Source organism: Zarconia sp., assembly GCF_057467645.1.
This window is the reverse complement of record NZ_JBRJXU010000169.1, coordinates 54,875-81,626: the sequence shown is the minus strand read 5'-3', so window position 1 is coordinate 81,626 and position 26,752 is coordinate 54,875. Positions and strand designations below refer to the sequence as shown.

The window sequence follows — 26,752 nt, the reverse complement described above, 5'->3', positions numbered from 1 at the left end:
GGGATGAAGTACTTTGCTCCCCAGCAACCAGATGTAGCCAGTGCGATCGCTTCGCTCATCAAGAGGCTTGCCAACCGCCCGAATCTCACCCAGAGTCGGCATCCCGTCGACGTCGCGGTCGCAAAACTGACGTTAACTAGAGTTGATGTTTGTAGATACATAGGAAGTTTTCTAGATGGGTAGCACCTAAGATTTGAAGCTTTTTTGGAAATGCATCGAGTAGAGCGACCTCTCCCTCAATTCCCAATTTTCTAGCTCCAGCAGCCGTTCCTGCATGTAAATAAATAACAACTGGCTTTAGGTTCAACCATGCACCCAAACGTCGCGCAACATCATATGCGGTTGTGGCTCCTAAACCTTTAACGCGCGTTGTAACGAACTGCACCCAATTATGTAACTCTTGGAAATTTTGGAAGTCTTCCGGTTGCATTTTGTCGGCTAATGCAACCTCTAATCCCTCAGATAACTAAAGTGGGGAAGAAGATAACGTCTTGATGGGGTTCTAGATCTGAATCCGATGAGTTCGCTTTTTCGATCTCTGAATGCTTATAAAAACTTAACAACCAGAAAATCAGGGGTTTTTCTTGAGGATATCGGATTTTATTTTCCTAGAAAATTCTATTTGGAGATTGAATTTATCCCGATCTAGATGAATCCTATTCAAATTTATTGTTCCACTCTCTAATTCTTTTTTTATCGAAAAATCTAAAATTCTCCGGAGTCGAAACTGAGTGAGATGGAGAAGAGAATATCAAATCCGCACTCGTTCCACTTTTTGAATCGGAGTGAATCACCGTTACAAGACCTGCGGATTATTTTAATTTGTGGATAGAATGTGGAGCGATCGAAAATTTTGCATCTGAGATAGCGTAATCGATCGAAGTTTAAATTTTATCTTTCTCGATCGCGCTCGATCTGCGATGGGAATGTAATCGGAATGATTCACTTCAGCGAGACTCAGTGAATTTTATAACGCAAACGATTACATCTAAAATCTGGCTGTCGTCACTAGTTTCAGGATTCCCTGGAGGGTATCTCGCGGCTACAAATTTTCGCTGCGAGAGCATCTGAAGTCCATGGGTTGAGCTTACCCATGGTGCGAAATTTTCGATCAAGCGATCGCCCCTGAAAATCCGAAAACCCTTGTTCGTTCTCGATTTGATTTAGGAGTAGTTTAATGAAACAGTGGTTTGCTAAACAACCTCAAAAGTCCCCGGCGAAAAATACAGTTTCCTCAGTTTTATCCCTGGGAATTGCTCTTCTGGGACTCTTCCCTGGAATGCCCGCGAAAGCCATAGACTTTACCCTCCCCGACGATGCCAATGTTGTCGCCAAATGGAACCAAGCCACCCTAGAGGCGATCGGCGATACGGGAATGGCCCCCACCACCGCTTCCCGCGCCCTGGCGATCGTCCACGACAGCATCTTTGAAGCTTGGGCTGCATACGATCCCGTGGCGATCGGACCTCAGCTTGGCGACGAGTTGCAAGTTCCCCTCGATCGCATCACCCAGGAAAACAAACGGGAAGCCGTGAGTTATGCCGCCTATCATGCATTGGTGGATTTATTCCCCTCCCAGGTGGGTAACTTCAATGATTTGATGGACGACTTGGGTTACGATGCAAGTTTCAACACCACCAACCGACAGACGGAAGCCGGTATCGGTCGCCTCAGTGCCCGCAGCGTCTTGGATTTCCGCCACGATGATGGTGCGAACCAAATCGAGGACTATCAGGATACGACGGGATATCGACCCATTAATACCCACAATCAGATCGTCAATCCCAACCTGTGGCAGGCCTTGAAGGTGAAAGAAGAAGAAGGCGAGCAAGTCTTCATTACCCCCCAGTGGGGTCGCGTCACCCCCTTTGCCCTCGCTTCGGGAGATGAATTTTTACCGCCGCCACCTCCCGCTTTCGGCAGTCCGGAGTATCTCGACGACACCCTAGAAGTCATCAAATACAACGCCGAACTCGACGATCGCGGTAAGGTTCTGGCTGAGTACTGGGCAGATGGCCCGGGAACGGTGCAGCCGGCCGGACACTGGCATCTCTTCGCCCAATATGTTTCCGATCGCGACGGACATACTTTAGATGACGATGCCAAAATGTTCTTCATCCTGGGTAATGCAACCCTTGATGCCGGTATCTCCGCCTGGTACGCCAAAGTCTACTACAACTACGTCCGTCCGATTACCGCCATTCGCTATCTCGCCGAAAATGGGATACTTCCCGAAGACCATCCCTACGTCCGGGAGAATCCCCAAACGGGAGAATTAGAAATCCTCTCCTGGGCCGGTCCCGATTTGGGTCAGCAGTGGGTAACGGGTTCGGAATGGATACCCTACCAAAAAATTTCCTTCGTGTCTCCCGCCTTTGCGGAATACGTTTCTGGCCACAGTACCTTTAGTACTGCCGCAGCAGAAGTCCTCAAACGCTATACCGGCAGCGACAACTTCGGTGCCCGACACACCCAACAACCCCGGACTTCTACCTATGAAAGCAGCACTCCCCAACAGTCGGTGGTGTTGTCTTGGCCGACCTTTAGCGATGCGGCGAACGAGTCGGGGATTTCTCGACTCTACGGTGGGATTCACTTCCAGCCGGGGGACTTGAACGGCCGCACCATGGGACGCTTGGTGGGCGATCGAGTTTGGGATCGCGCTCAATACTACATTAACGGCGGTCTGTAAGTGGAGTAAGGGTCAACGACCGTTGACCCCTACAAGTAGGATGGGTAATGGCAGCGATTTTGACCTTGGCGCAACCGCCCCCAAAGAGCTAGGAGACGCGCGCGCGAACGCATTCGTTCTAGATGTCGATCGAATATCTGCCATTACCACATTTGCTAGCTTTAAGCAAAATGTAAGCATTCAGATATCAGCCGTCAGCGATCGGCTTCCAACGTCGACGGCTGAATGCTTACACAGAGTTAAAAGGCGATCGAAACATTATGCATCTGTATTACGATTTTTTTAGGTTTCAACTTTTCAGATAAGCCGCAACCCCTCACAATCTAATCTATCAATATTTTGTATATTCTTGATGATATAACCTTTTTAGTTAAATTTATTTGAAGACCGAGTGTGGGGTTTGTACTCGGTTTATTTCGGTCGATAAAATATCCTATTTATCGACTGATTTTGGTAAAAAATATAATTTTATTCATAAAATTATTGCCCAAAAAATAATTTTATTTTTTCCCGGATTTATCAAAAAAATATCGAATAGAAAAATATAACGTCGGTCATCTCGATCGGCACAACTAAAACCCAGTTCCTTCAAGAACGGGCTAGAAACAAAGTGGAGTTACATAATGCAGAAAACTGAAAAAACACAACTCTTCGTCGAACTGAATGAAAAAGAAGCTGAAACCGTCAATGGTGCTTCCTGCTACGACTACTATTATCCTCAGTACAATTCTTACCAAGATTGTGGCTACGGATACAGTCAAACCAGCTACGGCTCTGGATACGGTTACAGCAAAACCAGCTACGGCTACGGTTACAACTACGGATGCTACTAAGGGCTAATTTTTCGCTCTTTTGACCGATGACTCAGTCTGAGTTGTAAGTCATCCCACATATTCAATCATATCCCCCGTCGCGATTGCTTTTGCCCAATTATTTACGGAAAGGTAATGGCATCAACGGGGGATTTTTTGATTGTAGCTATATTTAATAAATTGCATTCAAAATATGATTTAATTTAAACGATTTAACTATCAAAAAAATCTTCCAATCGACAGATATGAATAAATTGATGAAAGAGGCGATCGCCATGGCTCGTAAAGGACTATCCGAAGGTGGTATTCCCATCGGATCGGTCCTGGTTAAAAATGGCGAAATTGTCGGCAAAGGCTACAATCAACGAGTGCAGCGTAACGACCCGGTGACCCATGCAGAAATCGATTGTTTGCGGAATGCCGGACGGATTGGCAACTATCGAGAAACGGTTCTTTATTCAACCCTTATGCCCTGCTATTTGTGTGCCGGAGCCGTCGTACAATTTGGTATAAAAAAAGTCATCGCAGGCGAATCTGCAACCTTTCCTGGGGCGCGAGAGTTTATGGAATCCCATGGGGTAGAAGTTATCGATTTAGATTTAGCAGAATGCAAGGCGTTAATGCAGCAGTCGATCGACGATCGCCCCGACCTTTGGAACGAGGATATTGGCAAATCGTAACTGAAACATCATCGAGCTTTGTCTTTGTGCTCTCGAAGCCCGAACCTTGCAGTAAAATGAGGTTTGGGCAAAATTAATCCAGGGCGTACATGAAAGAATTAGATCTACCCAAAGCTATCGAAGTCCTCAACTCGATTATGGAATGCGAGCTATCGGGGGTGGTGCGCTATACCCATTATTCCTTGATGGTGACCGGACCCAACCGGATTCCGATCGTCGATTTCTTCAAAGCCCAAGCCAGCGAATCTTTGCTGCACGCCCAGCAAGCCGGTGAAATCCTCACGGGGTTGGAAGGTCATCCCAGCTTAAAAATTGCCCCGATCGAGGAAACCTACCGCCATTCCGTTGCCGATATTTTAGCCGAAAGTCTCAACCATGAAAAAAAGGCGATCGAGCAATACAAACTGCTGCTCGAAGTGGCGGAAAATGCCAGCATCTATCTTGAAGAATTCGCCCGCACGATGATTGGCACCGAAGAACTGCACATCATCGAACTCAAAAAGATGCTGCGCGACTTTAGCTAACGAAGCTTTACCAACGTCTGAACAACATGGATTTTAGCGCTGCCCTCCCCACATTTATTGTCACCCTGCGAGAAGGATTCGAGGCGGCATTAGTCGTGGGAATCGTTCTCGCCTGCTTGAAGCGGGCCGGACAAACTCATCTCAATTCCTGGGTATACGGAGGTGTGGGGGGAGGCGTTGCCGCCAGCGCCCTGGTTGGCGTTCTCTTTACCGGACTCCTCCAGGCGCTCGATTCTTCCGATCGCCCCTACGCCCTCGTCGCCAAACCCTTACTCGAAGCGAGCTTCGGCATCCTCGCTATTGCCCTTCTCAGTTGGATGCTGGTGTGGATGACCAAACAAGCCCGATCGCTCAAATCAGAAGTGGAAGGGGCAATCTCGAGTGCCCTGGGACAAGATTCTACCGCTGCCGGATGGGGGGTTTTCGGTCTGGTTTTTATTGCCGTCTTGCGCGAAGGCTTCGAGACGGTTATCTTCATTGCCGCTCAATTCCAGCAAGGCATCGCCCCCACCCTCGGCGCATTAGCGGGTTTATCGGCAGCCACCTTACTCGGAGTGTTACTCTTCCGCTGGGGCATCAAAATCGACATTCGCCGCTTCTTTCAGGTGATGGGCGTTTTCCTACTGCTGATTGTCTCGGGTTTGGTCGTGTCCGCCTTGAAACATCTAGAAGCCACAGCCGCAGTCCTGGCGGCGATCGAACCCCAATTCGCCAGCCTCTGCCAAAGCGATCGAGCTTCGTGCATTCTCGGTCCCCAGGTGTGGGATTTGAAAGCGGTTTTACCGGATAAGCAGTTTCCCGGTATCCTTCTCAAATCATTATTTGGCTATCGCGATCGATTATTCTTCGCCCAGGCTTTGGGATACGTCGCCCTTCTCACCACCACCGGTAGTTTGTACTTCCGCAGCCTCTCCAACAATACCCAACCCCCATCGACTAAACCCGTTACCGATGGCAAGTAGAAATGGGGTGTAGGGTGTAGGGTGTGGGGCCTGGGGGAAGAGTACTGCAACTAACCCATTGTCAATTGTCAATTGTCAATTGTTCATTTCCCAAAACCCACTCCCGCATTAATCGATTCACCTCATCGGGAATTTCATCGTGGGGACAGTGACCGGCGTTGAGGTAATATTCCGTCAGTTCGGGATAAAACTGACGAAACTTTTCTCCCCGATCGCGCGCCTTTATCCAAGGGTCTCCTTCTCCCCACAGCATCAGCAGGGGACAAGTCAATTGTTTGAGGAGAATATCGACTTTTTCACCCTGGGGAGTCTGAAAAATCGATGCGAACACTTGAAACGCACCGCGATCGCCCGAAGGACGGTAAATTTCGTCTACCAATCGATCGGTGACGGCCGTTCGATCGACATATACTTTTTCTAAGGTTTTGCGAATCACCGATTTGCGGCGCGTATTTTGGAACACCAGCCAAATCGCCCACTTTTGCCGCACGAGCGATCGCACCATTCCCGAAAACATCCCAGATAAAGGTTTGCGCGCGGGTTTGACATCGGCTTTCGGTTCGCTGTCGCTAAAAGGTCCGGCACTGTTGAGCAACACCAACCCCGCTGCGGAATCCGATCGCTGCGCCGCCACGCACAACGCTGCATACCCGCCCAAAGAATTCCCCGCCAAGACCGCCGGTTGACCGATAACTTCAGTAATAAAATCGTGGAGTTGGTCGCGCCAGAGTTCTCCACTGTAGGCGATACCGGGTTTTTCCGATCGCCCGAATCCCAACAAGTCGATGGCGAAGACCTGAAAATCCTCCCTCAGACCCTCCACATTTTTCCGCCAGTGGTCGGTGGATGCGCCGAACCCATGCACCAACAGCAGCGGCGGACGCTGGGGATGAGGTTCGCCGGCACTGACGTAATGGACGTTGTAACCGCGCCACTGCCAGTATTTGCCCTCGATGGCGTCTACCGCTGGATTGAGTTGGGTTGTCATAGTGGGTTGAGAGTAAAGGATCTATATTTTGAAGAAATGTTAAGTATATTGATTGTATCGCGATCGCCTCCAGAACCGAAGAAAAGCCAAACATCAAGGGCTGCGATCGTCCTGGGTCTATACAATTTTTCTATGGCCCTCGCCACGACGGTTAGGACACGCTCAAACGTTCGCCGGAGTCTTTCTCCCCCAGCAATACCCGATCGCGTTCGCGATGTCCGCGCTGAGTCTAGTGGTTGCCATAGACCCTCATCCCCGATGTCCCAATGCTCAAATACGCCTACTTTCCTGGATGCGTTGCCCAAGGCGCTTGTCGCGAACTGTACCAGTCCACATCAGCCCTGGCAGCGGCACTGGGAATCGAACTCGTCGAACTCAAAAAAGCCGCCTGTTGTGGTTCGGGCACCTTTAAAGAAGAGTCCCAATTTCTCGAAGATACCGTCAACGCGCGCAATATCGCCCTCGCCGAAGAACTCAACCTGCCCCTACTCACCCATTGCAGCACGTGTCAGGGGGTCATCGGTCATGTAGACGAGCGACTCAAAGAGCGACAAACCAACGATCCGAACTATTTGGCACAGGTGAACGACTTGCTGGCGAAAGAACATTGCTCTCCCTATCGCGGCACCAGCGAAGTCAAACATCTCCTCTGGGCATTGGTTGCCGATTACGGCTTAGAAGCCATTAGCAAGCGCGTCCGTCGAGAACTTCGCGGTCTCAAATGTGCGGCATTTTACGGTTGCTACCTGCTGCGCGCTCAAACTCACCTTCCCTATGACGACCCCCACAACCCCCAGTCCATGGAAAATCTATTCGAGACCCTCGGGGCAACTCCCATTCTCTATCGCGGACGCACTCAATGTTGCGGTTGGCCTCTCTCGAGTTATGCCACGGAGCAATCTTTTAAAATGGCGGGAACCCATATCCAGGAGGCTCTCGATGCGGGAGCCGATTGCATGGTCACCCCCTGTCCCCTATGCCATCTCAACCTCGACTCGCGCCAGCCGGAAGTGGAGAAGGTTATCGAACGGTCCCTCGGACTGCCGGTGCTCCACTTGCCCCAACTGGTGGGTTTGGCCCTGGGCATCGAACCCCAAAAGCTAGGGCTGGAGCGGCACGTCGTCTCAACTCAATCGGTTTTAGCTAAACTCGGACTTTAGTGCCATTGAAGACTTTACCTTTGTTAAAGTTTTGCTTCATTTTGTGATGCGGCTCAAAACAACACGATAAACTGATGCATGATTCTGAAGACGATCGAACCCTTTGGCTTACTGCTAAAAGGTCGATTTTCAGTTTCTTGGTAATAAATCCTGTTGAAAACTCGTTTGGGGTTTTTATTCAATGTCTCATTCCGTTAAAATTTACGACACTTGTATTGGGTGTACCCAGTGCGTCAGGGCGTGTCCCCTTGATGTGTTAGAGATGGTTCCCTGGGATGGTTGCAAGGCGGGGCAAATTGCCTCTTCTCCTCGCACCGAAGATTGCGTTGGCTGTAAGCGTTGCGAAACCGCTTGCCCGACCGACTTCCTGAGCATTCGAGTCTATCTCGGAGCGGAAACCACTCGCAGCATGGGCTTGGCATACTGACGGTTCTTGAGGGTTTTTAACGAGAAGGGGAAGCCTTCGGCTTCCCCTTCTCGATTGTTGGTTGAGGCCGCCGTTCGCAACGCCAACTCATCTATAGCAACCGCCACACCAAGTGCGATCGTTCACAGACCACCCTACAATTTCTCAAGACTCGACCTGGGCCATTCGAGATAACTTGGCTTTGAGTTCCCCTTTAATCCGATTCAAAATCGAGGTTTCATCTAAAGATTCGAGAATTTGACTGACAACGGCTTTGGGACCATCTTCTCCCCAGGATGCACCGTTGGCGAGGTAGGCTTTAGCCACTTGACCGATGCCGTAGGTAGATACCCCAGCAACGCTCGCTTGAGTGAGAGCGACAGATAGATAACCCCCCAACGCCAGACCCCCCGTCACCGGTGTTGCCAGTCCCAGCAAACTCTTGAGGGAACTCAAGCCTAGAGTCGCGACTAATTCGCTCGCGCCGATTCCCCCCATACTCAACCCGATGGTTTTCAGGAGGCGAATCGCTCCTGTTTGGGTCATGGGGATGCCGTAGAGTTTGGAAAGTGCCACAATGGCGATCGCATCGACGAGCGCGGCACTGAAAATATCGGCAACGGCGATCGGATTGAGGGCGACGGCAAGGGCTTTGGCACTGGCGGCTTTCCAAATAATTTGGTTGGCACTGCGATCGCGAATCTCCATTTTCCGCTGTACTACCCGCTCGTTGGCGGCATCCGCGTAGAGCATCGTATTCAGCGCCACCAAAGATTTTCCCTCGCGGTGCAAAATCTCTAAAATCTTGAGCTTGAGTTCGTCTACCTGGGGCGTGGCGGGATGTAACTGCACCCCCATACTGCCGTCGGGTCGGCGCGTGGCTTTGGCAACCAGAGGGGATGCCGCCGCCATCACGATATCGTCGGGGGCAAGCAACTCCCGGACGCGGCGATCGCGTATTTGCTCGTAAATCGCCTGTCGGTCGGCTTCGGGATAGCGATCGATTTTGTTAAACACCAAAATAATCGGTTTACCGGCATCTCGCACCTGGGACAAACCGTCGTATTCCACCTGGGTCATATCCCCAGCAATGACAAACAAAATCAAATCAACTCGTTCGGCAACGCGACGGGCCAGTGCCGCCCGGTCTTCTCCCTCAATTTCATCTAAACCCGGTGTATCGATGAGTTCGATTTTGCAGTTCCCCCGTCCGGGTAGCGACACCTGCCAGATATCGCCCTCTCGAACCCCCGACTCTGCCTCGAACTCCCAGTTTGCCCGTTGGCTGGTTTGGGTAACCCCGTGCAACGGTCCGGTTTCAAAAATGGGTTGACCTACCAGAGCGTTGAGAAGAGAGGACTTACCCCGTCCTACCATACCAAATGCCGCGATTTGAACGGTGGCCGATTCGAGTTTGTCGAGCATCGACTCCAAGCCACCAATTTCTGTTTCTAACCCTTCTCGTTCCGCTGAGGTGAGATCGAGGTTGGTCACTAAATCCTTGAGTGCGATTTCTGCTTGCTGGTAATTCAGCTGTGCTTGAATATCGGAAAAGCCAAAGATTGCTTCGTCAAGTTCTCGATCGACTGAATTCGGTAAACCATCGGTCATCGGCAGTTCGGGGAATCGCGTTCGCGGCCTGGGTGGATGGAAAATCGATCGTCAAATCCCCGGAGTGAGGCTCGACTATTTCGTCGATCTCTTTCAATCTCTGGGTCTGACGGGATATAACGTTAAATCGATCCCACGCTCCCTAGGCACTTACCTCTTTATCTTATCAATCCCATAAAATGAATGACGTCGGCAAACTTTCCCGACCGCAATTTGTCAATTTATAGGACGCTCGATCGTTAGGACGCTTTACTCAAAAACGACAGATCCGCCGTACCAAAGTTCGTACTTAGGGCCACGTTCAAGTTTTCTAAGGATTGAATCAACCACTGCACGGCCTCGCGGGTCGAATTGTCGTAGTGGTCGAACAGAATCGAGAAGCGCTTTTCCAAATAGGGCTTCACCCGACGGCAAATCAAAATAATTTTCAGCAACAGCGCCATCACGAACGTGGGACCGATATTGGATAGTAAGTCGATCAGGACGTAGTGATTGGGCTTCTGGGGACTCTCGACCACCAAGAAGTTTAACAGCTGGCTGCAAGTTCTCACGATCAGAAAGTCCGTCAGCTTTTGCGAATCGCACTGGGGCATCGTATCCATCAACTGCTGGTACAGCTTGGCGTTAAATTGACGCTTGCCGTAATCTGAGTCCACCGTTGTCACCAAGTACTCGTAGAGATCTTCTTTGAACTCTCGGAAAGTCTTCGTCTGACTGGTGTGGGTGATAAAATTTTGAGCCAAATCGCGGTAAGTATAGGAACCTTCCGCCCGACCGGCAAATTGCTTGACGGCAACGTACAATTCGCGATCGTCGAGCAACGTCGGGTTGTCAACGGGCTTGAGAATTCGTCTGGCGGTTGCCGGTGAGGTTTGATGGGAGAGTTGGGCTTTGCGAACTTTGTAGGTAACGTATCGAGAGAGGGAAATTTCGTACTGCTTTTGCTTTTGGGCTTGAATTCGCCGTACGGTTTGCTGGTGTTCGTAGGTGCTGCCCTCACTGAGCAACGAATGGGCGTACAGGTAGGGATAGCGACCGATCAAACTGCCCAGGGGACGAGAGGTTTCTGGGAGATTGGGTTCGCATTCTCGATCGACCACTTGCACCAAACGATGCAAGGTCATGTACTGCTCGCTCTGGCGAAACTGCTGCACGAGTCCGCGCAGTCTTCTGGTGTTGCGCGACGGGGCCAGACGATAGGAGGAACTATTGAGCGAGGGCATCTCGAACAGGTGTACCAGTTCGGGAATCGCCCCCTGGGTTTTCGACTCCATCTGCCAGTGGTTGATCAGAATATGGCAGCAGCGATTGAGAACGCTGTTAAACTCGGCTTGAGCTTGCCGAGCCGTTGTGAGATTCCCGACCACATCTGAAATCGCTGGGTCTGGATAGCCCGACCCATCAATAAATAATGTTCGGAAGCGTTCGATTAACTGCTGAGGAGTCTCTACCTTGACTAGCTTTAGCAAGTGTTGGTACAGCTCTTGTTCCTGATTTGGCATTTCAACTAGCCCTCTTACTGGCTCGGCGGCAAAGCCAAGCAATGCCTCATATTCCGAGGTGGTTTATTACAAAATTGAACGTACACTTACCCTAGCCTATCTACGATCGTAGCAAATTTGTCCCGAGAGAGTCAATCGCGAGCGTTCGACTGTAAGGGGGGAGATCGCTAATATTTGCGTTGAACTTCTACTAGCATATACCAGCACTCAGGGCAATAGCTTGAGATGAACCCTGGAAGTTGTTCAAGAAAGATTAAAGTTTTTGAGTGTCTATTACATCTCTATTGTAAAGTAATCGAGGTAGGTTTCTCTAAAGCGCGCCTGGGGAGCCGATCGACACCCCTCATTGCAGCTTTATTTTATCAAGTTTTAGTGACTGAATTTACCTACACTTGTCAAGCTCGTTGCAGTGGTACGCAAGCTCGTGCCGGTGTGTTCGAGACACCTCGCGGTCCGGTCGAAACCCCTCGCTTCATGCCCGTCGGGACGCTGGCGAACGTCAAAACCCTCACCCCGGATCAACTTCGAGGAACGGGGGCGCAGATGGTGCTTGCCAATACCTATCACCTCCACTTGCAACCGGGAGAACGGATCGTGGCCGGTGCGGGGGGCGTTCATGCATTTATGGGCTGGGACGGTCCGATGCTGACGGATTCTGGGGGCTTTCAGGTGTTCAGCCTCAGCGAAATGCGCACCATTAGCGAAGAGGGAGTCAAATTTCGCTCCCCTCGCAACGGAGATATCATCAATCTGACGCCGGAACGCTCGATTGCCATTCAAAATGCCTTGGGGGCGGATGTGATTATGGCTTTTGATGAATGTCCTCCCTACCCGGCAACCCGAGAATCCGTCGTTGCCGCCACCGATCGCACCCAACGATGGCTCGAACGCTGCATCGCCGCCCACCACCAACCGCAACAAGCATTATTCGGCATCGTTCAGGGGGGTGTGTATCCGGATTTGCGCGCTGCGGCGGCGGCCTCTCTAGCCGCACTGGACTTACCGGGATACGCCATTGGGGGGGTCAGCGTCGGAGAACCGCCAGAACTGATCGAGAAAATCGTGCGGGCGACGACCCCCCTACTTCCAGAACATAAACCCCGTTACTTGATGGGGGTGGGAACGTATCGGGAAATGGCACAAGCGATTGCCGCTGGAATCGATTTATTTGACTGCGTGATTCCCACCCGATTGGGACGACACGGTACGGCGTTGGTGGCTGGAGAGCGGTGGAACTTGAAAAACGCCCGCTTTCGCGAAGATTTTCGCCCCCTCGACGAAACTTGCGGGTGCTACACCTGCCAGAATTTTAGCCGCGCCTATCTCTGTCATTTGGTGCGATCGCAAGAATTGCTCGCCTATACATTATTATCCATTCATAATATTACGGAATTAATTGGTTTTACCCAGCGCATCCGAGCGGCCATTCTCGACGATCGCTTCGAGTCGGATTTTGCCCGATGGCTTTAGCAAGATCGATCGCCGTCATCAAGATTTTAGAACGAACATAAGCGATCGGTTCGTGTTAATATTTGTTCTAATTATGAGAAATCTATTTGGAGACGTAAGGATTTAAACCGTTATGGAAGCAGCCCTCCTATTGGCAAAATTACCCGAAGCCTACGCCGTTTTCGATCCCCTGGTGGACGTTCTACCCATCATTCCCGTCTTTTTCCTGTTGCTGGCTTTCGTGTGGCAAGCCGCAGTCGGTTTCAAGTAAATCGCTCTAGTCTGTCAATCGTATCTAAAACGATACATCAACTCGACCCGCGCCGGAACTGTGAAAACCGATCGAAGCGCGGGTTTGCTGTTGATTTATGGGTGCGATCGCCGTTGCAACAATCGTTTGTATAGCAGTCGCCACGTTGGTTAAGACCGTCTCATTTCACACCAGTACCCCTGTGCCCCAGCGATTGCCTGCTCACCCTCGCGATGTGCGCCCTTGCTATAGGATGGCAGTAGAGTCCGTATCGTTACCATCGAACCCATTATGCCGAACTTACTCGCCGATGCCAAAGATCGACTCTCCGATCTCATACACCGCTACCAATCCCGAGCGGACTATCTTTCCATCCGACTCGAACAAGCGCGCGGCACCGATATTTTTTTGCGCTCCGATAAAGTGGAAACCCTGTGCGAGGCGGTTTCCATAGGCGGACAGGTACGGGCTTGTTACAAGGGGGGTTGGGGTTTTGCCAGCTTCAACCGGCTCGAAGATTTGAGCGCGCGCATCGAAGAGGCGATCGCCGCCGCGCGGTTGGTGGGTACGGAAGAAACGGTACTCGCCCCCATCGAAAGTATTTGCGACACCTGCGAGTTGCCTCTCACGGGAACCGATCCCCGAAATATATCTCTAGCCCAGAAAAAAGAACTGTGCGATCGCTACACCGATCTCCTGCGGAGTGCGGACGGACGCATTACCACCACCTCCGTCCGTTACGGAGATTCGGCTCAACGGATTATCCTGGCCACCTCTGACGGAACTCTGATCGATCAATCCTGGGTCGATATGGAAATGCGCTTTGCGGCAACGGCCCGAGATGGGGAGACGGTACAAACCGGGCGAGAAACCAGCGGTTCGCGCAAAGCGTACGAGGATTTGACCGCTCTCGACGAACAGGTGCGAGGGGCGGCCGCGCGGGCGGTGAATGCCTTGATGCTGCCTCCGGTGAAAGGGAATACCTATACGGTGGTCATCGATCCGATTTTGACGGGGTTGTTCGTTCACGAAGCCTTCGGGCACCTTTCGGAAGCGGATATGGCTTACGAAAATCCCGACTTGCTCGAAGTGATGACCCTGGGACGGCGGTTTGGCTCGGAGGAACTGCAAATCTTCGACGGGGCGGCACCGGAGGGACATCGAGGGAGTTATTTTTACGATGACGAAGGAACTCCAGCCACGACCACCCAACTGATTCGAGATGGCGTCCTGGCCGGCCGACTCCATTCGCGGGAAACCGCGGGTAAGTTGGGAGAAACGCCCACGGGGAACGCTCGCTGCCTCAACTACCACTATTCGCCGATCGTGCGGATGACCAATACTTGGATCGGACGAGGGAAGACTCCCGTCGACCGGTTGTTCGACGATATCGAAGAGGGCGTGTACGCTCGAAATTGGCTCGGCGGCATGACCAATGGGGAAATGTTCACGTTTAGTGCGGGGGAGGCTTGGATGATTCGCAACGGTCGAATTGCCGAACCGGTGAGAGACGTGACGCTATCGGGAAATGTATTTACGACCTTGGCAGATATTGAAGCCATTGGAGACGATTTTTACTGGGATGAGTCCGGCGGCTGCGGCAAAGGCGGGCAGAATGGCTTACCGGTGGGTTGTGGGGGACCGAGCTTGCGCATTCAAAATGTGGTGGTGGGGGGAGCGGCCTAGGGAGGTCAGCGCGATCGCATCGGATCTTTCCCACGGGGAATCAGATGAGTCCACAGCATCCTCTATCTGGAATTGAGCAGTACCATCAGTCAAGTGGAGAAACCATCAAGGGGAGCCAGGGAGAGCGAAAATTTCTCCCTTATTGCGGGTCGCTTGGGTGTTGGCTCAGTGGGCGAGGGTGGCTTCAATCAAATCCGTCGCCTGTTGGGCGTCGATGGGTTCGGAGAAGAAGAATCCCTGTACGCGATCGCATCCGAGCAATCTCAGTTTTTCTAAGTCTTCGGAGGTTTCGACCCCCTCGGCAATCACTTCCAATCCCAAACTCTCGGCGAGGAGGATAATCGACCAAATGACTTCCCATTTTTTCTGGCTGACGAAAGAGCGATCGATTTTGAGCACGTCCACTCTTAAGTCCTGCAAGCGAGATAAAGAGGAGTAACCGGTGCCGAAATCATCGAGATACAGTTGAATCCCCATGGCTTTCAACTGTTCTAGGGAAGCCATCGCCCGTTCGGAATTTTCGATCGAACTACTTTCGGTAATTTCGAGTCTCAGGCTGCCGGGGGCAATGCCGGTGTGTTCGCAAATCTCTCGAATGCGATCGGGTAAGTCCGGTTGAGACAATTGCACGCTCGAGACGTTCACGCTCATGGTTAAAGGCGTGTCCTGGGGAAATCGCTCTTGCCAAACCTGGAGTTGGTGGCACGCTCGCTCCAACACCCAAAGACCCAGGCGCTCGATCGACCCGATTTTTTCAGCATAGGGGATAAAAACCGTCGGAGAAACGCAACCGCGCTTGGGATGCTGCCACCGGACTAAAGCTTCAAACCCGACCGTGACTCCGCCATCGAGAGAGACGATCGGTTGGTAATATAGCTCGAACTCTTGGCGTTCCCAGGCCCCGAGCAAATCGGCTTCGAGTTGAAACCGTTCGATTTCCGCCGTGGATAGGATGCTCGCTGGCGGCTCGATTTCATGTTCGATGACTTCTGCCAAACGCATTAACCGATCGGTATTGTGCATGGCAATTTTCAACAAATGCTGACCCGTTTCCGACAGGGAACCGAACTCCCCACTGAGCAGAAGACCGAGGACTCCCCGAATCGAGGTTAGCGGCGTGCGCAGTTCGTAGCTCAGTAACGATGTGAGTTCGCGTTCGTCCGAGAAATTGGGGAAGAAAGTTTCTGTGGGTGGGTTATCCTTCTTCTCCTTCATGCTATTGGGGTAGACACTCATCAGGTTTGTCATATGTATTGATTCCCTACCAATCTATGGATGCTCGGAAATAAAAATCACAAGACCCTAAGATTCGATGTCATCACGCTTAATACCATTCATACTGTGTTGGATGGTACAGATCCGGATGTCTAAATCGATCTTGGGACTCAAGTATGAAGAAAATAGGAAGAGGTTTGTTGGGTGGCAATGAAACCGTGAAGAACTCGTACCGAAGAGATTGAAGATGCGATGGACTTGGGCGATAAATCGCTTAAAGATCGGTCTACAAATTCGATCTAGCCTCTTTTTGTTGAGGTGGGTCAATGCCGAAAAAAAACCACTAATGACGCTCGTTTTAGACAGCTTTGACCCTCCAGAGTTCAACAGATCTGCTACCTTGGGTTTACCTCATCGTTCCTCAGTCGTTTGTAGATGCAGGAGGCACTTTGAGTGGTATTCCGACCTGCTTTTGCACCCTATAAGATCGGTTTGTTTTTGACTACCCGATTTTGCAATCGGCGATCGATATGTTATGTCAGTGATTATACGTAATAAGTGATTATACGTAAAGGTGAATTCAGCTATCCTCGGTTAAGATTTGCAAGCGAACGGTGCGTTCTCCCGCGTCATCTAAAGGAACTTCGACGATCGGACCGGAGATCCGTTCGACGCAGCTAATGAGCGATCGCAGGTGGGGCGTACTGGCGCCAGTATCAACGTAGAGGCGATCGGCAATCCCAGCCAGACGCTTCCAGGTGGTGTAGAGTTTGACGACGGTTTGTTCGAGTTGGGCGGACTGTTTGACCAAATCGGACGCGACATTCAAGCAGCCCACCCGCAAAGCGTCTTCGAGCGCCAGTTCCAAGTCCACCGCACTATCATTCAAGGTTTGAACTTGGGCGGCTGCATCGAGGTATTTGGCTAAGTTGCGAGCATCGGAGGTGAGTTGTTTGACGGTATCGATATCGGGATTTTCTGCGGCTTCTTTTTGAATTTCTTTTTGGTGGGTTTCGGGCAGTTTTTCGAGTTCTTTGACTAAGGGCGCAACGTGTTTGGGGGGTAGGGAACGATCGGCTGCTTTTTCTTTAATTTCCTCGGGTAATAAGTCCGAAGTCATCGCCACCCACTCATCGGAGAGTTGTTTCACCTCCCGACGGGTGATGCGATCGCCACTTTGGGCGGCATCGGTGACCAACTGTTGCACTTGGGGGGGAGATTGGGCGGTTTCGACGAAGGCACGCTTGCTGAAGTTATTGATAGCCGCCGGATCGAGTTTGCCTTCTGCAAGCAAGGTATCGGCGCTGTTCGCCAGTTCGATCAGGGAATAGGCCTGGCTTTTGCTAATTTCGCGATCTTTGAGCCAGTTAAGAAATCCTCTTCCCCGTCCTTCTCCCCCTTTTTTCTCGCGATCGCGCACAGCCCGGAGAATGCGTCCCCGCCAGATATCTGTTTGCAAATCGAAGCGATCGCACACCAGCCATGCGGTATCCACCTGCTGGTTGAAGTCAATCTCGGGAATCTCTTCGTCTTCGGGATCGGGCACCTCAAAATTCAATTCGCCTCCACTTTGTAAGAGGGAAACGAGATCGTCGGGACGTTGGGGAGATTGCACCATGGTGAAGACTGGCAGACAACGGAGGGAATCTTATCATACCCTGTCGTTGCTGGGTGGATGGTTTTGAAGGAGATAGGGGATGGGGGGATGGGGAGTTCGGCAATTGATAGCAACCGCGCCTTGCGCCTAGAACAATTGTGTAAATTGTGTAATTCACTCGTGGTCTTTTCGCCTCTCAAGCCTCCCCTGCACGCGGTCACTACGACAGTGGCGACTGCGATAACGAGGGTGAATGACGACGGATCGATTTTCGGATTTTGTCAAATTTAGATCGGTGTCTTCATAGATTCTTTAATTAAAGACTTTTCTGCTTAAAGATTTGTCTAATTTATGCAAATGTGACTTCACAAAATAAAGCTTTTCTAGTGCAACTTTTCTTTCTCCGCCGTTTTTATAAAGCTTGGATAAAAACCCTGTAAAAATACAGAAGCTTGTGAGTCTTGATGAATGATATTGATACAATCATGTTCAGTGTTTTTTGGGAACTCATACCAATATTTGGGGTCGTAACTCAGTACAATCAGGTAAAAATACGAACTTGGGTATTCGCTCTACTCACATCGATTTAAAAAATCGACAGATCTCATGACTAACACGTTACTGAAACCCTTAGAACAGCCTTTAGAGCCTCCGAAAGATTGTCAAAAAAAGCCACCTCAAACCCCCCCCAAACATCATCGACGTCTAGCCAAAGCCGCTACTTTCGTCTTTCTCGGGGTGAGTGTCGTAGCTGCGGGGATTGCCGTAACGGGTTATCGCCTCTCTCATCTAGTCGTGGATAACGGATCGATCAACAGTCGTATCGTCCGCTTAAAATCACCCATAGACGGGAAAGTTACTGATTTTTACGCCGAACCGGGGGTGCGAGTGCGATCGCAACAAGTTCTCGCTCGCATCGAACGTTCCCAGGATGAAGAACGAACCCTGCTTCAACTTCAAGAAGAGGTCGCCACAAATACCGCTCAGTTGACTGCCGCTCAAAATACATTAGCTTCTACGCAAGAACAAATTCAGCTTCTCGACGCCAACCAACAGGCTTTACAAGCGGTCGATACCACCCTCGCCGCAGATACCGTCAGCCAACACCAAGCCACCCTCGACGGGGCAATCGTCCGCGCTAATGCCGCCAAAGCCGATTACGATCGCTACCGACAAGCTCTCGATTCCGGAGTCGATCGCCAATTTGCCGCTCATACTGTCGAGGGCGATCTCGCTGAAGTCGATCGAGCCGTTGCGGTTGCTAATTCCGCCTACGCCGACTACGAACGCCATAGATCCTTGCTCAAAGCCGGGGCCGTTTCCGAACGGCAAGTCGACCACTTATACGCGGCGTGGCAAGCGGCCGAAGCAGGAGTTCGCCAAGCCGAGGCGAACCTCGATTCTGCCAAAACCGCTCTGAGTTCCACCCAGCAAGGTGTTACCGTCCGCCACCCCGATTTGCCCCAAGTCGTCTCCGAAGCGGAAGTGGCACAGTTCAAAGCGGTTTGGGAAGCTGCCGAAGCCGACGTGGTGCGGGCACGAGCCGCTTTAGAAGAAGCTCGATCGGCCTTTGAAGCGTCCAGCGCCAGCATTACCACCCACCACCAACAAACCCATGGGGCGAATTTACTCAACCGCCAGCTCAGCTTAACCCAAACCATCCAAGAACAAAAGGCACTGGTGAGTCACCTGCAAGCCCAACTCGACAGCAGCCAAGCGCAACTGCAACAAGCCCAATCCTTCTACAGCGAGGCCGAAGATTTGGAAATTGCCGCTCCGCTAACGGGTGTTGTGTATCGCACCGATCGCGAAGGAGGGGAACAAATCGATCGCTCCGACGAACTGCTGAGTTTAATCGATTGTAACGATTTGTGGGTCGAGACGATCGTCACCGCCAAGCAAGCGAGCGGCATCGATGCCCAAAAGCCCGTCCGCGTCGAAATAGCCGGATACGGTAACCCCCTTAGCGGACAGGTGGATTTGATTCAACCGGTGAGCAGCATTCAATCGATCGACGAACGCACGCGCATGGTGCAGGTGCAAGCACTGATGCCCCCCATTCCCCCCAATTTCGTCGGCGAACCCCTCACGCGAGTCACCGTCCGCATTGCGCCACCCCCGAACGCAACAGAATCCTGGCAATTTTGCGGTGTGGGACAAAATACCCGCCTGACGTTTCAAAAGACATTACCTTTTTCGGGGAAATAGGATGGTAGGGGTTTCTAGGGGCACAAGCATTTGGGCGATTAAGTTGGGGAACAACAAAATCTGACAGCTCCAAATGCTTTGCCCTCCTCACAGAGGGAGTGAATGGACTTCCCCCATTTTGCATTTTTAATTTTTAATTCCTCCCCCCACACCCCATACCCCACACCTCAGAAACGATCGATCAACTTGGGCTGCGTACATCGTCAAATTTTGGGAGCAATTTCATGAGGAAAGGCTTTTTCGCCCATCCCGTCTTCGGTTGGGTTGCCATTATCCTAATCTCGAGTGTCGGTTTGCTGGGTTTAGCTCACCTTCGCGACCCCGATAAACTGGCAATTTTAGGGGTCTCGGGGCTGGTGAGTATGGGCATCATCGGCACTTGGCGTTGGTCGTGGTTTGCCTGCCACGTTCTGCGTTCTCGGCTGTTTCTGCATGGGGTGTTTCCCCGTTGGCGGCGCAAAGCCAATGCCGTTCGAGTCGAAGACATACCGCCCATTTGCTTGATCGTTCCCACCTACAAAGAACAACCTTGGATTACCGAACGGGTATTTCGGGCGATCGCGCGGGAAGTGAAAACCCTCGTCCATCCCACCACCATCGTCGTCAATAGCAGCAGCGATGGGGAAAATGAGGCGATTCGAGAGATTTTGGAGTCGGAAATTCCCGGATTGGAATCGATTCGCCTGATTCTGATGTTGCAAAAAGATGGGAAGCGCAAAGCGATGGCTGACGCACTGCGGGATGTCGCCCAGCTGGGTTTGCCCTCGGAGACGATCGTTGCCCTGATGGATGGCGACTCGGAACTGTCCCCCGGAACCCTGCGCAAATGTTTGCCGTTCTTTCGGCTGTTTCCCAAACTGGGGGCGCTCACCACCGATGAATTACCCATTGTCGGCGGATCGTACCTATTTTCCGAATGGTTTCACCTGCGCTTCGCCCAACGCCACTATCAAATGTGTTCCCTATCCCTGTCGGAAAAGGTGTTGTGTTTGACGGGTCGCTTTTCCTTATTTCGCGGGGAAGCCGCCCTGCATCCGACGTTTGCCGATCGCCTGGAAACCGATACCCTCGACGATTGGCTGTGGGGGCGGTTTAAGTTCCTCTCCGGCGACGATAAAAGTACCTGGTACTGGTTGCTGTCTCGGGGATACGACATGATTTACGTTCCCGATACGATTGTCTATTCGATCGAAACCATTTCCGGTTCCCTGGCCAAACGAGCCTACAATAATATGCGGCGCTGGTACGGCAATATGTTGCGCAATAGCGATCGCGCCCTCGCCCTGGGACCGGGAAAAATGGGCTGGTTTATTTGGTATTGCCTCCTCGATCAGCGCATCAGTATTTGGACGGCTTTGATTACGCCGAGTTTGTTGTTGCTGGCGATCGTTCGCGGGCAGTGGTTAATTGTCGGGATTCTCTGTTCCTGGATTCTCTGCAGTCGCCCGCTAATGTTGAGCATTATTTTTATCGGGCGCCAATCTCACCTCAAACCCCTTCACCTGCCGATGCTGTTGCTATCCCAGTGGAGTTCGGCTGGCATTAAGGTGTGGACGCAGATGAACCTCGCCCAGCAGAAATGGGCCAACCGGGGGAATCAAAGTATTAGTGCGGCCGGAACGGGAGTCGAGCGTTTTTTGAAGGTGAATACCTCCAAGTTTCTAATGTGGTCTCAGGTGTTTGCATTTGCGATCGCCCTGTTGGGGATTAGTGGGATTGTCCACCCCACGGGAGATTTGGCGGGGTTGTGGTGGCGGTATCGCAATTCGACTCCTCCCGCATCGATTCGGATTGTCGATACCGCTGACTATGGAATCGTACCTAACGATCGCCTCGATGATGCGGCAGCGTTGCAAGCCCTGATCGATGGGTTGGATGCTGGGTTAGATCGTGGGTTGGAAAATGGGTTATTAGAAAATGGGTCAGACGCGGGCGATTTGGTTCAGATTAATTTGCCCCTGGGTGAACTAGATTTAGATACTCCCCTGTACCTTCATCGCAGTAACCTCATTTTGCAAGGCATTGGGGCGGGACGGACGATTTTTCAAGCCCATTTCGATCGAGACGCGGGAAATGCGATCGTCTCCGTTCGTCCCGAGGATGCAGTGGAATCGAACCCGCAACCTTGGCTGGCAAACTTGCAGTTAAACGGGTTTACCCTGCGCTACCTTCCCGGAAACTCCCAGGAGGCCCGAAAGCTGGCCAATAGTATCGAACTGCAACGGGTTCGGCAGGCTTCTCTAAAATACTTACAACTCGACTCGGGAACCGATCGCGCTTTAAGGTTGCAAGATACCGAAAATGTGAGTATCGAGTACGTGGCGATGGATGAGTTTTCCCAGGAGGCGAAAATTGTCATGGAGAATGCGGTCAATACTCAGATGGCGGACTTGTTGAAGTCCGATCCGGCATCATGAAATACGCGAAGTCGATCGGGATATTGAGTCTGGTTTTGACCTGTAGCTTTCTGGGATGTTCGTCATCGAACTCGACTGTGTCTCAGGAGAAAGCTGCGATGGACGCCTCTGGATCGAAAACCCCAAAGATGGCGCGATCGAGTCTGTTCGATCGCCTTGATTGGGCGCAGAATTGGTCAATTCGAGAAGACGGACGCTGGGGTGAAGAAAACCTCGCCGTCGTCGATGATGAAACTGGCAGATTCGATCGGGTTTTGCGAGTGCGCTACCCCGCCGGTTCGGCGAGTCCTCGGGTTTCGCGAGAAGAGGATGCACCCCTCGGGGGCAGTCAGTTTTATGCCGATTTGGATATCGAACCGCAAGCCTCGTTACGCCTCAGTTACTATCTCCGCTTTTCAGAAAACTTTGATTTTGTCAAAGGAGGAAAATTACCGGGATTCTTTGGGGGAACGGTTCATAGCGGCGGCGATATTCCCGATGGCACGAATGGGTTTTCCACCCGGTTTATGTGGAGACGAAATGGTAAAGGAGAGGTGTATGCCTATTTACCCACAAGTGAAGAATACGGGACTTCGATCGGGCGTGGAAATTGGAGATTTCGACCGGGACGATGGTATCGTTTGGAACAAGAGGTGATTTTAAATACTCCTGGAGAATCCGACGGAAAAATTATCGTTTGGGTAAATGGGGAAAAAGTTCTCGATCGAGATAATCTGAAATTCCGAACCACTGAAGAATTAAAAATAGAAGGAATTTTCTTTTCAACTTTTTTCGGTGGGGGAAATTCCTCTTGGGCAACACCAGAAGATGTCTCGATTTATTTTGCTAATTTTGCGGTGAGTGTGGATTAATGAGGAAGTTTCTTACCTGTTAAAATCTATAATAAATTGAATGTTACATCCATCTTTGAAAATTCAAGCCAAGATATCATGCTTAGATTTACAAGAATTGCAGATTTTGCAATCTCTAAAGATCGAGATGATGACGAAGGATGTTTTATTGTCTGCGAAACTTTAATCGATATGGTGTCTCAAGAGAATACCAATATACTAATTTTACAAAACAGAAAAATCGAATTTCCAGACATCGACTTATTTCATTTTCAGATCGATGGATGCGCTAGAGTAGAAGTCATTTTTGGACATCTGGATATTTTTGAATCTCAAAATCAAGAAGACTCCTCAAATCGTACATCTTCGTAAATAAATGCAATCGGAAATTTAAATTCTAGACTCCTGAGAAAAACCTCAATTTCCGGACCGTTTGCATTCGCATCTACAGCTATATAAGATGTCAGTTCCCATTTGTAATTAGGCATTCTTCGGAAACATTCAACGCTCATTTGTGTAGCATCCAGGAGGACATATTCCTGTAGCGTTTCAATATTGCGATAGTTCTGAAACTTTTTCCCTCTGTCAAAGGCTTCCGTACTCGGAGAAAGGACTTCGGCAATGAAACAGGGATGGTAAATGACATTCGTAGCATCTCGATCGCGATCGTCGCAACTCACCATCACATCGGGGTAGTGAAACGGTCCATTTTCCGATATTCCCAGTTTTACGTCAAAAACGAAGGGACGGCAGCGACTGCCGCGAAGATGGCTTTTGATATGAAAGAATAAATTAGCCGCAATCGTCCCGTGGGCAACGGTTCCCCCCGTCATCGCTACCACTTCACCGTTGATATACTCGTACTTCAACGCCTGTTGTTCTTCCCAAACCAAGTATTCTTGAGGCGTGAGGTACATCCGATCTGGACTGGCAACCATTTCCCGATTCCTTCCCGATAGCGTCATGGGGGTCTCGATCGTATTTTAGGCGATCGCTCCAAGGGCCGATTGCGGTATGAGAAGATAGACTCCATCCGTGCGATCCGATTCCGACGCGATACCCATGCACCCTATTCTGCAACGCTGCCATAACAGCCTTATCGTCTCTTGCCAAGCCCCGATCGACTCCCCCCTCCACGATCGGGCAGTGATTGCCGCCATGGCGCAAGCAGCGGTGAATCGGGGTGCTGTTGGGGTACGCCTGGATACCCCCGCCCACGTAGAAGCCGCCCGCCAACGCCTGCCGGATACGCCGATTATCGGATTATGGAAACAAACCCTTCCCGGTAGTGACGTTTACATCACCCCTCAGTTTCATCATGCCGAAGCGATCGCCGCTGCGGGGGCAGATATTATCGCGATCGATGCTACCTTGCGAGAACGTCCGGGGGGAGAAACCTTTGCCGATATCGTCGATGGCGTTCGCAAGAAACTGGGCAAACTGGTGATGGCAGATATCGATACCCTCGAAGCGGCGGAAGCGGCGGAAGCGGCTGGGGCAGATATCGTGGGGACGACGCTTTATGGCTACACTGCCCAAACCCAGCATCTGACACCACCGGGATTCGATCTGTTAGAACAAATGGTGAAACACCTCCAGGTTCCCGTCATTTGCGAAGGGGGAATTGCCTCCCCGGAAATGGCGAAACAGGCGTTAGCATTGGGGGCGGATTCGGTGGTTGTGGGGACGGCGATTACGGGAATTGATGCGTTAGTGAAGGCGTATCATTTAGCCGTGACGGGCGAAATGGAATAGAGTTTATTTGTACTCTTGAAAATTTGCCGATCGATGCAAATTCAGCTGGCTTTAACTTAAAAAAAGAGAGAGTCGGATATATTATGTATCCGACTCCCAAAATATCGATTTCAATCGATCGAAACAGAAGCGATCGATTAACGTTTCGCTAACTTCTTCGCCTTCATCTTCCGCAACCGAATCGACTGGGGCGTAATTTCCACCAACTCATCCGATCCGATGTATTCGAGCGCCCGTTCCAAACTCATATCGGCTGGGGCTTGCAACTGCACCAATTCGTCTCCGGTGGAGGAACGGTGGTTCGTCAGTTGCTTGGTTTTGCAGACATTCAAATCCAAATCCTGGGGACGATTGTTTTCCCCGACGATCATGCCTTTATAAACCTTGGTTCCCGGCGTGATGAAGAACACCCCGCGATCTTCCCCATTTTTCAAGGCGTAGAACGTGGCAGTTCCTTCCTCGAAGGCAATAATCACACCGTTGCGACGGGTTTCCATATTGCCACACAGCTGACGATAGTCCAGGAAGCTGTGGTTCATGATGCCCTCACCGCGGGTTAGACGCATGAACTCGCCCCGGAAACCGATTAAACCGCGAGCGGGAATGACAAACTCAAGCTGAGTCCGACCCATGCCGACGCGCATATCCTGCATTTCGCCCTTGCGTTCCCCCAGACGTTCGATGCAGCCACCGACGGCTTCTTCGGGTACATCGAGTATCAAACATTCATAAGGTTCGCAGGGCTGACCGCCAACCTCGCGGAAAATCACTTGGGGTTGGGAAACCTGGAACTCGTAGCCTTCCCGACGCATCGTTTCGATCAGGATACCCAGGTGCAGTTCCCCGCGACCGGAAACGGCAAATTTATCGGGGGAGTCGGTTTCGTCTACCCGCAGGGCGACGTTGGTTTCGAGTTCCCGCATCAGGCGATCGCGCAATTGCCGGGAAGTGACAAAATCTCCCTCTTGTCCGGCGAAGGGGGAATCGTTGATGGAGAAGGTCATCTGCAAGGTGGGTTCGTCCACCTTAATCAGCGGTAGAGCTTGGGGTTCGTTGGGGCAGGTAATGGTTTCGCCGATGTTGGCATTGGCAAATCCGGCAACGGCAACGATTTGTCCGGCACTCGCTTCTTGGAGTTCGATGCGCTTGAGACCTTCAAATCCCATCAGCTTGCTGACTTTGGATTTCACCAGATCTCCCGATTCGGTCACCAATGCCAATTGCTGACCCGCACCGATTTTACCGTTGTGGATGCGACCGATGACGATCCGACCCAGATAATCGGAGTAGTCGAGGGTGGTCACTTGCAGTTGCAGGGGCTTTTCGGGGTCGCCGACTGGGGGCGGAACGTGGCGCAGAATCGCCTCAAATAGGGGTTGCAAATCCTTGGGTTCCCCATCGAGGTCTTCTTTGGCGTAGCCATCTAAGCCGGAAGCAAATAGATAGGGGAAATCGCACTGGTCGTCATCGGCCCCGAGTTCGAGGAACAGGTCGAGGACTTTATCGATCGCACCGTAGGGGTCAGCTTGGGGGCGATCGATTTTATTCACCACCACGATCGGACGCAAGCCTTTCTCCAGGGCTTTTTTAAGCACGAACCGCGTCTGGGGCATCGGACCTTCGTTGGCATCCACGATGAGGATACAGCCATCGACCATGCCCAGAACTCGTTCGACTTCTCCACCGAAATCTGCGTGACCGGGGGTATCGACAATATTAATTGACGTATCTTTGTACTTAACGGCGGTATTTTTTGAGAGAATGGTAATACCCCGTTCTCGCTCTAGATCGTTGGAGTCCATGACACAATCGGGTACGTCTTCTCCCTCTCGGAAGATGCCAGATTGTTTGAGCAATGCGTCCACCAGGGTTGTTTTGCCGTGGTCGACGTGGGCGATAATAGCAACGTTGCGAATTGGGAGAGACATATTTTGTTTGTCTGCGATGTGCCTTGGACAGTTAGCAGGTAGTAAATGTAACGACGAATTATTTTTACAATAGAATTCTT

General features: G+C 51.2%; 23 protein-coding genes. 14 read left to right on the top strand and 9 right to left on the bottom strand.

All coding sequences use genetic code 11. The features are described 5' to 3' along the window. Positions 1 to 136: 136 nt before the first annotated feature. On the bottom strand, positions 137 to 430 hold the full coding sequence (locus tag AC2215_RS24860) for a hypothetical protein (RefSeq protein ID WP_486812714.1): 294 nt from the start codon (positions 428 to 430) through the stop codon (positions 137 to 139). A 747-nt stretch (positions 431 to 1,177) separates the two neighbouring features. On the opposite strand from AC2215_RS24860, the gene AC2215_RS24855 reads away from it, so the two are divergent. The 5 genes from AC2215_RS24855 to AC2215_RS24835 all read left to right on the top strand — a co-directional run bounded on the left by AC2215_RS24855 (position 1,178) and on the right by AC2215_RS24835 (position 5,670). Continuing rightward, complete coding sequence (locus AC2215_RS24855) at positions 1,178 to 2,692, top strand: vanadium-dependent haloperoxidase (RefSeq protein ID WP_486812713.1); 1,515 nt, start codon at positions 1,178 to 1,180, stop codon at positions 2,690 to 2,692. A 623-nt stretch (positions 2,693 to 3,315) separates the two neighbouring features. Then, positions 3,316 to 3,525: a hypothetical protein gene (locus AC2215_RS24850; RefSeq protein ID WP_486812712.1), complete on the top strand. Its 210-nt coding sequence runs from the start codon at positions 3,316 to 3,318 to the stop codon at positions 3,523 to 3,525. Between the two features lie 224 nt (positions 3,526 to 3,749). After that, complete coding sequence (locus AC2215_RS24845; protein WP_486812711.1) at positions 3,750 to 4,184, top strand: nucleoside deaminase; 435 nt, start codon at positions 3,750 to 3,752, stop codon at positions 4,182 to 4,184. Positions 4,185 to 4,273: 89 nt separating this feature from the next. Then, positions 4,274 to 4,708, top strand: a complete 435-nt coding sequence (locus tag AC2215_RS24840) for a ferritin-like domain-containing protein (protein ID WP_486812710.1) — start codon at positions 4,274 to 4,276, stop codon at positions 4,706 to 4,708. A 26-nt stretch (positions 4,709 to 4,734) separates the two neighbouring features. Next, a complete protein-coding gene (locus AC2215_RS24835; protein WP_486812709.1) occupies positions 4,735 to 5,670 on the top strand; it encodes an FTR1 family iron permease in 936 nt (311 codons plus the stop codon). Between the two features lie 61 nt (positions 5,671 to 5,731). On the opposite strand, the gene AC2215_RS24830 is transcribed toward AC2215_RS24835, so the two are convergent. Continuing rightward, positions 5,732 to 6,658 (bottom strand): alpha/beta fold hydrolase, encoded by a 927-nt coding sequence (locus tag AC2215_RS24830; protein ID WP_486812708.1) that lies wholly within the window; start codon positions 6,656 to 6,658, stop codon positions 5,732 to 5,734. A 266-nt stretch (positions 6,659 to 6,924) separates the two neighbouring features. On the opposite strand from AC2215_RS24830, the gene AC2215_RS24825 reads away from it, so the two are divergent. Both AC2215_RS24825 and psaC read left to right on the top strand, forming a co-directional pair. Further along, positions 6,925 to 7,818, top strand: coding sequence for a CoB--CoM heterodisulfide reductase iron-sulfur subunit B family protein (locus tag AC2215_RS24825; RefSeq protein ID WP_486812707.1), 894 nt, complete (start codon positions 6,925 to 6,927; stop codon positions 7,816 to 7,818). A 181-nt stretch (positions 7,819 to 7,999) separates the two neighbouring features. Then, positions 8,000 to 8,245, top strand: coding sequence for a photosystem I iron-sulfur center protein PsaC (psaC, locus tag AC2215_RS24820; protein ID WP_012307203.1), 246 nt, complete (start codon positions 8,000 to 8,002; stop codon positions 8,243 to 8,245). On the opposite strand, the gene AC2215_RS24815 is transcribed toward psaC, so the two are convergent. From AC2215_RS24815 to AC2215_RS24805, 3 genes are all read right to left on the bottom strand, one after another. After that, a complete protein-coding gene (locus AC2215_RS24815) occupies positions 8,200 to 8,352 on the bottom strand; it encodes a hypothetical protein (RefSeq protein WP_486812717.1) in 153 nt (50 codons plus the stop codon). The genes psaC and AC2215_RS24815 overlap by 46 nt on opposite strands. 37 nt (positions 8,353 to 8,389) lie before the next feature. Beyond that, the gene (locus tag AC2215_RS24810; protein ID WP_486812706.1) at positions 8,390 to 9,835 is read right to left on the bottom strand and encodes a GTP-binding protein; all 1,446 of its coding nucleotides are present in this window, start codon (positions 9,833 to 9,835) and stop codon (positions 8,390 to 8,392) included. A 239-nt stretch (positions 9,836 to 10,074) separates the two neighbouring features. Beyond that, positions 10,075 to 11,337 (bottom strand): hypothetical protein, encoded by a 1,263-nt coding sequence (locus AC2215_RS24805; RefSeq protein ID WP_486812705.1) that lies wholly within the window; start codon positions 11,335 to 11,337, stop codon positions 10,075 to 10,077. 372 nt (positions 11,338 to 11,709) lie between these two features. On the opposite strand from AC2215_RS24805, the gene tgt reads away from it, so the two are divergent. From tgt to AC2215_RS24790, 3 genes are all read left to right on the top strand, one after another. Continuing rightward, on the top strand, positions 11,710 to 12,807 hold the full coding sequence (gene tgt, locus AC2215_RS24800) for a tRNA guanosine(34) transglycosylase Tgt (protein WP_486812704.1): 1,098 nt from the start codon (positions 11,710 to 11,712) through the stop codon (positions 12,805 to 12,807). Between the two features lie 112 nt (positions 12,808 to 12,919). After that, a complete protein-coding gene (locus AC2215_RS24795) occupies positions 12,920 to 13,057 on the top strand; it encodes a photosystem II reaction center protein K (RefSeq protein ID WP_486812703.1) in 138 nt (45 codons plus the stop codon). A 270-nt stretch (positions 13,058 to 13,327) separates the two neighbouring features. After that, positions 13,328 to 14,722, top strand: coding sequence for a TldD/PmbA family protein (locus AC2215_RS24790; RefSeq protein WP_486812702.1), 1,395 nt, complete (start codon positions 13,328 to 13,330; stop codon positions 14,720 to 14,722). A gap of 165 nt (positions 14,723 to 14,887) precedes the next feature. Here the strand turns inward: AC2215_RS24790 and AC2215_RS24785 are convergent, their stop codons facing one another. Both AC2215_RS24785 and AC2215_RS24780 read right to left on the bottom strand, forming a co-directional pair. Next, on the bottom strand, positions 14,888 to 15,970 hold the full coding sequence (locus AC2215_RS24785) for a putative bifunctional diguanylate cyclase/phosphodiesterase (RefSeq protein ID WP_486812701.1): 1,083 nt from the start codon (positions 15,968 to 15,970) through the stop codon (positions 14,888 to 14,890). 547 nt (positions 15,971 to 16,517) lie between these two features. Next, a complete protein-coding gene (locus AC2215_RS24780; RefSeq protein WP_486812700.1) occupies positions 16,518 to 17,555 on the bottom strand; it encodes a hypothetical protein in 1,038 nt (345 codons plus the stop codon). Positions 17,556 to 18,140: 585 nt separating this feature from the next. Between AC2215_RS24780 and AC2215_RS24775 the strand changes: the two genes are divergently transcribed. From AC2215_RS24775 to AC2215_RS24765, 3 genes are all read left to right on the top strand, one after another. Continuing rightward, positions 18,141 to 19,742: an HlyD family secretion protein gene (locus AC2215_RS24775; RefSeq protein ID WP_486812699.1), complete on the top strand. Its 1,602-nt coding sequence runs from the start codon at positions 18,141 to 18,143 to the stop codon at positions 19,740 to 19,742. Between the two features lie 224 nt (positions 19,743 to 19,966). Next, positions 19,967 to 22,159: a glycosyltransferase gene (locus AC2215_RS24770; RefSeq protein WP_486812698.1), complete on the top strand. Its 2,193-nt coding sequence runs from the start codon at positions 19,967 to 19,969 to the stop codon at positions 22,157 to 22,159. A gap of 98 nt (positions 22,160 to 22,257) precedes the next feature. Continuing rightward, positions 22,258 to 23,010 (top strand): polysaccharide lyase, encoded by a 753-nt coding sequence (locus AC2215_RS24765; RefSeq protein ID WP_486812697.1) that lies wholly within the window; start codon positions 22,258 to 22,260, stop codon positions 23,008 to 23,010. Between the two features lie 317 nt (positions 23,011 to 23,327). Here the strand turns inward: AC2215_RS24765 and AC2215_RS24760 are convergent, their stop codons facing one another. Further along, positions 23,328 to 23,927 carry a Uma2 family endonuclease gene (locus AC2215_RS24760; protein ID WP_486812696.1) on the bottom strand — a complete coding sequence of 200 codons (600 nt, stop codon included), beginning with the start codon at positions 23,925 to 23,927 and terminating at the stop codon, positions 23,328 to 23,330. A gap of 124 nt (positions 23,928 to 24,051) precedes the next feature. Here AC2215_RS24760 and AC2215_RS24755 point away from each other — a divergent pair, with 124 nt between their 5' ends. Beyond that, on the top strand, positions 24,052 to 24,744 hold the full coding sequence (locus AC2215_RS24755) for an N-acetylmannosamine-6-phosphate 2-epimerase (RefSeq protein ID WP_486812695.1): 693 nt from the start codon (positions 24,052 to 24,054) through the stop codon (positions 24,742 to 24,744). A gap of 137 nt (positions 24,745 to 24,881) precedes the next feature. On the opposite strand, the gene typA is transcribed toward AC2215_RS24755, so the two are convergent. Then, positions 24,882 to 26,672: a translational GTPase TypA gene (typA, locus tag AC2215_RS24750; protein ID WP_486812694.1), complete on the bottom strand. Its 1,791-nt coding sequence runs from the start codon at positions 26,670 to 26,672 to the stop codon at positions 24,882 to 24,884. Positions 26,673 to 26,752 lie beyond the last annotated feature (80 nt).